Source organism: Lamprobacter sp. (assembly GCF_034860625.1).
Taxonomy (GTDB): Bacteria; Pseudomonadota; Gammaproteobacteria; order Chromatiales; family Chromatiaceae; genus Lamprobacter.
The window spans coordinates 1-2,275 of the sequence record NZ_JAYESN010000373.1; the positions used below are offsets into that span (position 1 = coordinate 1).

A 2,275-nucleotide genomic window follows, 5' to 3' on the forward strand; every position below is an offset into this window, starting at 1 on the left:
GATCTGGGCGGGTATGGCAAGACACATAAGCGATGCTCCGACTTAGGCTGAGCGACGCCGATGGCGTCTGTGTGACGAGTGCTGAGTGGCGATCAGGATACAGAAAGTTGGTAGTCGACACAGGGATCAACCGCGGTAATGTAAAGCCGAGCTAAACGCTCCAACTCCACGCCCTTGGTGCCGCCACGGGCGATCGCCGCAAGTCCCTGGGCGACGACACCCTGAGGGTGAAAATTCCACTCTGTCGGCGCCAGGATCTGGTACTGCTGGACGCGTCCATCGGCAAGACTGACACGGTGCAGGAGCAGACCGCGCGCTGCCTCAACCCTGCCAACGCCGATGCCCGCACCGGTGCTGATGCCACTAGCAACCGCTTCCATTGACCCTGAGCTGACCTCAACAGCGCCTTCCATTGTCGCCCTGAGACGCGCCTCCAGCCTGCTGGCGCTCTGTGCCAAGTCGACCAAAAGCCCGACCAGTCGCGTGAGCAAACCGTTGCCATACTCCGCGAGCAAAGCCGCGATCAGCGGTTGTGCAGCAACCCTGGCCAAAGGCCCTGTTTCGGCGCATTGCTGCTGCCAGAGTGGGGCAGCAATGAACGCATCAGCCTCGGCGCTCGCCAATGCCTGCGCAAGCTGTCGCCAAGGCGACTCCGGAAGCCAGGCGATCGGGCTCGCACCCATGCCTGTAAGCCCCTGCTGCAGGAGAGTGCGCACCAGCTCAGCGGCTGGCGTCTCTGCTTCCTGGAGCCAGCGCTGTAAGGCTTCAGGGCTATCGACTGTCATCAACCAATGGTCCGACAGCGTCCCTAGCGCCTGCTCGGCGACCAAGTGCAGCAGGGAGCTTGGATCGATCGCTGCAGCAGCACCACGCTCGGCCTGATGCATATCCAGCGTGAAGGGGTCGGCTGCCGCCCGCTGATCCTGGCGGAGCTTCATATAAGCGCGCATCACCCGTGGCATCGCAGAGGCTGCAACCGAGGCTGGGACTGGGGCTGTGAAGCTCGATGCTCTAGTGTTGGTGTTGGTGTTGGCCTTTGACCCTGTCTTGATCTCAAGCATCTTTGGCCAGTCCAGCAATAACCGCCACAGATGCTCCTTGATCGTCTCGGCATCGACCAAAGCCTGGCGCCGGGCCAAGACGGCGGCGCTCGGCTGTCGGCCAAGTGCCTGCTCACAGGCCCCGACACAGGCTGCTGCCTGCGCTGTGCCACAGAGGCTGTACAGCATTGGCAGTTGGCGCACCACCTCTGCGGGCGACTTGCCGGCGAAGACGCGCGCGGCCGTCACGGGGCGGCTCGAGCCGATTGCGACGGCACCCCTGCCTTGGTCGAGGCTGATCTCGAGTTGGCCAGCGAGATCGGACATCAGAACCCCCTGGGTTGATGATCCAAACCGCTAGTCTAGCCAACGCTTAAGCCACATAGCCCTGTAGACTAGAGGCTTTTACTGATCGACCAGCCGCCAGATGCTTGCTCCAGACCAACTGAAAGCGCTCCGCGCACCAATCCAGCTCGAAGCCGAGTTGCGTGGACAACGGCTTCGGCTCGAATCGACCTGGGGGCTGTTCTCACCACGCGAGATCGATGAAGGCACCCGCCTGCTGCTGCAGCATCTGAAGCTTAAGCCCGATGCCGATTGCCTCGATCTCGGCTGCGGCTATGGCCCGATCGGGCTCACCCTGGCGGCATTAGCACCGCAAGGCCGGACGCTGATGGTCGACAAGGACTTCGTCGCTGTCGACTTTGCCCAGCGTAACGCTGACCTCAACGGACTAAAGAATGCCAGCAGCCTGCTCAGCAACGGCTTCGAGCAGATACCGCCCAAGGCCCGCTTCGATCTGATCGCCAGCAATGTGCCCGCCAAGGTTGGCAAAGAACTGCTCTCGATCCTGCTGCACGATGCCCACGCCCACCTCCGCCCCGGTGGCCAGCTCTACTTGGTCACCATCAGCGGCCTGCGCGCCTTCATCAAGCGCAACCTGCAAGAGGTCTTCGGCAACTACGACAAGCTCAAGCAAGGCGCCCATTACACGGTTGCCTGGGCAGAGCGCACTGACCGCTCATCTGGCAGCGCTGCGACTGAGGGTTTAGACTCCCCCGGTTAAGCCATTGCGGTTAAGCAATCAGCCAACCCTGCAAACCCAACGAGCGGAACGGAAACCGCATTTGTCATCGTCCAGAGCCGTCCTGAGGAGGACTCATCATCATGTCGGAATCCAAGGTCTATCCCGTACCCACCGAGATCGCCGCTGAGGCGCTGATCGACGAAGAACG

The 2,275-nt window shown here is 61.8% G+C and carries 2 protein-coding genes; one reads left to right on the top strand and one right to left on the bottom strand.

Going from position 1 to position 2,275, the window contains the following annotated elements; genetic code table 11:
- Positions 1–92 precede the first annotated feature (92 nt).
- Entirely contained in the window at positions 93–1,367 is a 1,275-nt protein-coding gene (locus VBE63_RS27700; protein WP_323686210.1) for a nickel-dependent hydrogenase large subunit, read from the bottom strand.
- 100 nt (positions 1,368–1,467) lie between these two features.
- Here VBE63_RS27700 and VBE63_RS27705 point away from each other — a divergent pair, with 100 nt between their 5' ends.
- Positions 1,468–2,106, top strand: a complete 639-nt coding sequence (locus VBE63_RS27705; RefSeq protein ID WP_323686211.1) for a class I SAM-dependent methyltransferase — start codon at positions 1,468–1,470, stop codon at positions 2,104–2,106.
- The last annotated feature ends 169 nt before the right edge of the window (positions 2,107–2,275 follow it).

What these genes read in the sequence shown, in the direction of transcription:
- VBE63_RS27705 (WP_323686211.1), top strand. Translation starts at nt 1,468, where the DNA reads ATGCTTGCTCCAGACCAACTGAAAGCGCTCCGCGCACCAATCCAGCTC.
- VBE63_RS27700 (WP_323686210.1), bottom strand. Translation starts at nt 1,367, where the DNA reads ATGTCCGATCTCGCTGGCCAACTCGAGATCAGCCTCGACCAAGGCAGG.